Source organism: Saccharomonospora halophila 8 (assembly GCF_000383775.1).
In the GTDB taxonomy this organism is placed as follows: domain Bacteria; phylum Actinomycetota; class Actinomycetes; order Mycobacteriales; family Pseudonocardiaceae; genus Saccharomonospora; species Saccharomonospora halophila.
In genome coordinates this window covers 1-5,884 of record NZ_KB912526.1, presented here as the reverse complement: position 1 = coordinate 5,884, position 5,884 = coordinate 1, and the positions used below count along the sequence as shown (strand labels likewise).

6 protein-coding genes are annotated in these 5,884 nt (G+C 68.2%); 3 read left to right on the top strand and 3 right to left on the bottom strand.

Features of this window, described 5'->3' with window-relative positions; genetic code table 11:
* The 3 genes from SACHA_RS20970 to SACHA_RS0108045 all read left to right on the top strand — a co-directional run.
* Nucleotides 1-661: acetamidase/formamidase family protein (locus tag SACHA_RS20970; protein WP_039738388.1), on the top strand; the 661-nt coding region annotated here is incomplete at its 5' end.
* A 41-nt stretch (nt 662-702) separates the two neighbouring features.
* Nucleotides 703-1,716: an alpha/beta fold hydrolase gene (locus tag SACHA_RS0108050; protein WP_019808659.1), complete on the top strand. Its 1,014-nt coding sequence runs from the start codon at nt 703-705 to the stop codon at nt 1,714-1,716.
* Nucleotides 1,717-1,766: 50 nt separating this feature from the next.
* Nucleotides 1,767-2,297: an AmiS/UreI family transporter gene (locus SACHA_RS0108045; protein ID WP_028662989.1), complete on the top strand. Its 531-nt coding sequence runs from the start codon at nt 1,767-1,769 to the stop codon at nt 2,295-2,297.
* Nucleotides 2,298-2,463: 166 nt separating this feature from the next.
* Here SACHA_RS0108045 and SACHA_RS26055 read toward each other — a convergent pair whose 3' ends face one another.
* From SACHA_RS26055 to SACHA_RS20965, 3 genes are all read right to left on the bottom strand, one after another.
* Nucleotides 2,464-2,733, bottom strand: coding sequence for a PIN-like domain-containing protein (locus SACHA_RS26055; protein WP_019808655.1), 270 nt, complete (start codon nt 2,731-2,733; stop codon nt 2,464-2,466).
* Nucleotides 2,730-3,338, bottom strand: coding sequence for a DUF433 domain-containing protein (locus SACHA_RS0108035; RefSeq protein ID WP_019808653.1), 609 nt, complete (start codon nt 3,336-3,338; stop codon nt 2,730-2,732). Before SACHA_RS0108035 ends, SACHA_RS26055 begins: the two co-directional genes overlap by 4 nt.
* A gap of 261 nt (nt 3,339-3,599) precedes the next feature.
* A partial coding sequence (locus SACHA_RS20965) for an ATP-dependent Clp protease ATP-binding subunit (RefSeq protein ID WP_019808651.1) occupies nt 3,600-5,884 on the bottom strand: 2,285 nt, incomplete at its 5' end.

Here is a 5,884-nt window from a genome sequence, read left to right as displayed (position 1 = left end):
ACCGCTGGCCGACGGGGCGCTCGCGGGCACCGCGACGGGAGACGCGGCGCAGGCCATCGCCACGGACGGGGCGCGCACCGTGCCGCCCCGGGAGAACGGCGGAAACCACGACATCAAGAACTTCACCCGTGGCTCCCGGGTGTACTACCCCGTCCACGTGTCCGGCGCGAAACTCTCCGGCGGTGACCTGCACTTCAGCCAGGGGGACGGTGAGATCACCTTCTGTGGCGCCATCGAGATGGGCGGCTACATCGACCTCGCCGTGGACGTCATCAAGGGCGGGATGGACACCTACGGCATTCATACCAACCCCGCCTTCATCCCGGGAAGGGTGGAGCCGAGGTACTCGGAGTTCCTGACGTTCATCGGTGTCTCGGTCGACCACCGGGACAACACCAACCTCTACATGGACGCCACCGAGGCCTACCGCAACGCCTGCCTCAACGCCATCGAGTACCTCCAACAGTGGGGCTACACCGGGCAGCAGGCCTACATGATCCTGGGCACGGCCCCGATTGAGGGGCGGGTCAGCGGCGTGGTGGACATCCCCAACGCGTGCTGTTCGCTGTACCTGCCGACCGAGATCTTCGACTTCGACATCCGGCCGGGCGGGCAGGGGCCGGTCAAACAGGACCGCGGGCAGGTCTGCGTCACCTCCTGACGCGCCCGACCCGTGTCACCCGGACGGAAGGAGAAGTCCCCATGGCCCGCGAGCCGGAGACGGCCGTCTTCGACAACGTCACGCTGCAGTGCGGGCAGACCCTGCCCCGTGTGGAGCTGGTCTACCAGACCTACGGCAAGCCCAACGCGGCGAAGGACAACCTGATCGTCTACCCGACCTGGTACTCGGGTCGGCATCAGGACAACGAATGGCTCATCGGCCCCGGCATGGCCCTGGACCCGGACCGTTGGTTCATCGTGGTGCCCAACATGCTGGGCAACGGCGTGTCCAGCTCCCCGAGCAACGCCGACGAGCCGTTCAACCAGGCGGCGTTCCCGCCCGTGACCGTGCACGACAACGTGCGCCTGCAACACCGGCTGGTGACCGAGGTGTTCGGCTTCGACCGGGTCGCCCTGGTCACCGGGTGGTCGATGGGGGCGATGCAGTCCTTCGAGTGGGGCGCGGCCCATCCCGACATGGTCGACCGGATCGGCCCGTTCTGCGGCACGGCCCGGGTGTGGCCGCACAACGTCGTCTTCCTGGAGGCCGTCAAGGCGGCGATCCGCACCGACGCGGCATGGCGGAACGGGTGGTACACCGACAAGCCGCACCGTGCGCTGCGCGCGGTCGGGCGCGTGTACGCCGGCTGGGGAGTCTCCCAGGCCTTCTACCGCGAGGAACTGTGGCGGGAGATGGGCTACGCCTCGCTGGAGGACTTCCTCGTCGGCTTCTGGGAGGGCTTCTTCCTGCTCCGGGACCCGAACAACCTGCTGACAATGGCCTGGACCTGGCAACACGGCGACATCAGCGCCAACGACCGCTACCGGGGCGAGTTCACCGCCGCGCTGAATGCGATCACCGCACGCGCCGTCGTCATGCCGTGCCGGACGGATCTCTACTTCACCCCCGAGGACAGCGAGTACGAAGCGGGATCGCTGCCGAACGCCGAGTTCCGCCCGATCCCGTCCGTCTGGGGCCACTTCGCCGGTAGCGGCGCCAACCCCACCGACACCGAGTTCATCGACAACGCACTCAAGGACCTGCTCGCGAGCTGAGCGGGTCCGCACCACACGCGACGTCCGCCCCGGGAAGGACAGGGTTTCCCATGATCGCTCTTGTGCTGCTGTACGTCGGGGCCGTGCTGGCCCTGAACGGCCTCTGGTTGCTCGGCTACGTCCAGGACCGCGAGATCGGCATCATCAACGTCTTCTCCGGCGGGATCATCCTGGTCGCGGCGATCATCGCGATGGTCCTCGGCACCCTGCGCGACGATTTCACCTTCATCGTGTTCGGGGCGCAGGTGCTGCTGTTCTCGTTCACCTACCTGTGGATCGCCTACAACCGGTACGTGGACGTGGACGGGCGCGGACTCGGCTGGTACAGCCTGTTCGTCGCGCTCACCGCGGCGCCGACCGCCGCCCTCACCCTCGCCGACGCGGACGGCGCGACGTGGATGACCTGGCTGGGGGTGAACTGGGCCGCATGGGCGGTGCTGTGGTTCCTGTACTGGGTCCTGCTGGGCCTGCAACGGCCCATCACCCGAATCGCGGGCGTCGTCACGCTCCTCGTCGGCATCGGCACCGGCTGGCTCCCGGCCTACCTGCTGCTCACCGACTACCTCACCCTGCCGACCTGACCCGGGCGGCTGGCTCAGCCGTTCTTCGCTCGCAAGTCGATGTGTTTGACACGTTGTTCCCGTTGATGAGGTATCGCACGGAACCGGACAGCGCTCTGGTGCCGTTCGAGATCCGGAAGAACCATCGTCAAACCCACCGTGATGGCTGCCGAGTCGAGCGCGATGCCTAACAGCCCCTTCCCTTGGCAGGGCTGATTCCCAGCCAGTGAAGACCACTGTTGACCAAGGCCTGTTTCTCATCCGGGTCGACAAGTTGATTGCCGTCGCGAGTGATGATCGCGTCGAACCCACGTTGCGTGAGCTTGGTGAACAGCGGGATGTCGTGTTCGGCCATGAGTTGCTCATCCCTCGCGCAGCGGAAATCGTGGTCCGGATGCATGGGGGATACCGTCCCGATGAGGGTCGGGCTGAGGTTGTGATCCACGAAGAATCTCACGCCACACTCCGGACGGCCATGTGGAAGTCCAGCGCATCGGCGGCGGAGTCGGCATCGACTCCGGGGTAGAAGTGGTTCACCTCGTCGAGGGAGACCTCGCCATCGGAGAGGAGGTCGGCGATGGTGTCGTAAGGGATGCGGGTGGCCGCGATGGTCGGCCAACCTCCCATACGGCCGGCCCGTATCTCCAGGTGTTCGCGGGGGTGGAGGAAGTCCACCACGGTGTCGCCGCGATTGGTTCGGAACGACTCGAAGATGTCCGCCAGGCTGAGGATGTGATACTGTCCCGGGTTCGCGACGAGGTCGATGGTGTTGCCGTCGTTGTCGGCGACCACGATGGTGTTGCCGTCGGTACCGAAGCCGTACTTCGACGGGTGCTCGGTCAGATCAAGGGTCGGCATCCGCGCGAAAGCTTTCCGCACTTTCTGCAGGGACGTCTCACTGCGAAGGCGAACAACCGTGCGCAGCGCCACCACGTCGCGGAACGAGTAGAGCAGTCGGGGCTTGGTCGCCAGTTCCGGGACCAGCAGTCCGGTGGAGTTCCAGCGACGTAGCTGTGAGCGCGACGCGCCGGTCAACACGGCCGTGAGGTTGGTGGGGAACATGTCACCTCCTTCGACGCCCACACTCCGCAGAATGAGTATCGCACGGGTGTGCGTCCGCGCCGGATATTTCGGTGGTCGCACCATGGAAAGTAACATGTTACATGATGATCTGCCTGCGGGGTGAGTTGCCGTGTGCCGGGCCCGCCGGTGTGAAGCCGTCCCCGGCGGGGACGGACGCCGCGGACAGCGAAACGGCGGGGCCGGGTCCGTCGTGGACCCGGCCCCGCCGGTTGTGGTGTCGTGTGGTGTTCCCGCGGTGGCTCAGCCGGTCGCGGCCGGTTGGGTCACCGCGAAGGCGAGCCGCTCACCGTCCGCGTCGGGCGTGATCCGCAGCCTCGCCCCGGGGCCGATCGCGTCGTCGAGCAGCAGGTCGGCGATGCGGTCGTCGACCTCCCGCTGGATCGTCCGCCGCAGCGGCCGGGCGCCGAACTCGGGCTGGTGGCCGCGTTCGGCGAGCCAGTCGATCGCCTCCGGCGTGAACTCCGCGGTGATCTCCTGCGCGTGCAGCCGCTCGCGGCTGTCGTTCAGCAGCAGATCGGTGATCTCGCGCAACTGCTCGGAACCAAGCTTGTCGAAGACCACGACCTCGTCCACCCGGTTCAAAAACTCCGGCCGGAACGACTCCCGCAGCTTGCCCATCAACCGGTCGCGCACCGCCTTGCCGGAGCGCTCCTGCGCGGGGCCGCTGAACCCGAATTCACCCGACCGGCTGGAGATGATCTCCGAGCCGAGGTTGCTGGTCATGATCAGCACCGTGTTGGTGAAGTTCACCGTGCGACCCTGCCCGTCGGTTAGCCTGCCGTCGTCGAACACCTGCAACAGCAGGTTGAACACGTCCGGGTGGGCCTTCTCGATCTCGTCGAGCAGGATCACGCTGTACGGGCGACGGCGCACCTTCTCGGTCAGCTGGCCGGAGTCGTCGTAGCCGACGTACCCGGGCGGGGAGCCGACCAGCCTGCTCACGGTGTGCCGCTCGCCGAACTCGCTCATGTCCAGCCGGATCATGTTGTCCTCGTCGCCGAACAGCGAGCCCGCCAGCGCCTTGGCCAGCTCCGTCTTACCGACCCCGGTCGGCCCGAGGAACAGGAACGTGCCCACCGGCCGGTCCGGGTCGTTCATGCCGGTGCGGTTGCGCCGCACCGCCCGGGACACCGCGGTCACCGCGTCGTCCTGGCCGATCACCCGCTGGTGCAGCTCGGACTCCAGCCGCCGCAGCCGCTGCTTCTCCCGCTCGGTGAGCGTGCTGGCCGGGATGCCGGTCAGCCGGGAGACCACCTCGGCGATCTGCTCGACCGTCACCGTGTCGCCGGCCGAATCCGCCTCCGGGGCGTCCTGCCCGGCACCGTCCAGGGTGCGCTGCAGCCCGGTGATCTCGTCGCGCAGTTGCGAGGCCCGTTCGTAGTCCTCCTCGGACACCGCCCCGTCCTTCTGACGTTCGAGATCCGCCAGCCGCTGCCGGATCCGCTCGCGGTCCTCGCCGGTGGTGCGGCTCAGGCGCAGCCGGGCACCGGCCTGGTCGAGTAGGTCGATGGCCTTGTCCGGCAGCTGTCGGTCGGGCAGGTACCGGGCGGACAGCTCCACCGCCGCGGTGATCGCGTCGTCGGTGTAGGTCACCTTGTGGTGCCGCTGATAGGCCTCACGCAGCCCGGACAGGATCGCGACGGCGTCGTCGACGCTCGGCTCGTCCACCGTCACCGGCTGGAAGCGGCGCTCCAGGGCCGCGTCCTTCTCGATGTTTCTGCGGTACTCGTCCCGCGTCGTCGCGCCGACCACGTGCAGCTCACCGCGGGCCAGCTTCGGCTTGAGCATGTTGCCCGCGTCGACCGCGCCCTCGGCGCCGCCCGCACCGACCACGGTGTGGATCTCGTCGAGGAAGACGATCAGCTCGTCGGAGTGCTCGGTGATCTCGTCGAGCACCTTGTTCATGCGCTCCTCGAAGTCACCGCGGTAGCGCGTGCCGGCGAGCATGCCGGACAGGTCGAGCTGCACCAGCCGCTTGCCGGTGAGTAGCTCGGGCACCTCGCCCGAGGCGATGCGCTGGGCGATGCCCTCGACGATGGCGGTCTTGCCGACACCGGCCTCGCCGAGCAGCACCGGGTTGTTCTTGGTGCGCCGGGCCAGGATCTCCAGCGTCTGCTCGATCTCGGTGTCCCGGCCGATGACCGTGTCCAGCTCGCCCGCACGGGCGCGCGCGGTCAGGTCGTGGCCGTAGGAGTCCAGCGTCGGGGTGTCGCTGTTCCCCGAGCCGCCGGATCCGCCGGAGCCGTCCGAGCCGTGGGAGCCGTCGCCGCCGCCGGTCTGCAGCGCCTGCGGCGTCACCCCGGCCGCACCGAGCAGTCGACCCGGCGCCAGCTCCTGGTTGGCGGCCAGCGCGAGCAGTACGTGCTCCGGGTCGATGTAGGTGGCGCCGAAGGCCTGGCTGACCTGGTAGGCGTCGGTCAGCACCCGCTTCGCCGCGGTCGTCAACGCCGGCGGCTGGGCCGTGCCCTCCGAACCCGGCGCACCGGCCTCGGCGCTCGCCTGCGGCAGCCGCTCGGACACCGCAC

Excerpts from the sequence above, each read along its gene's own strand:
- SACHA_RS0108050 (WP_019808659.1), top strand. The coding sequence starts at position 703 with ATGGCCCGCGAGCCGGAGACGGCCGTCTTCGACAACGTCACGCTGCAG.
- SACHA_RS0108045 (WP_028662989.1), top strand. The coding sequence starts at position 1,767 with ATGATCGCTCTTGTGCTGCTGTACGTCGGGGCCGTGCTGGCCCTGAAC.
- SACHA_RS0108035 (WP_019808653.1), bottom strand. The coding sequence starts at position 3,338 with ATGTTCCCCACCAACCTCACGGCCGTGTTGACCGGCGCGTCGCGCTCA.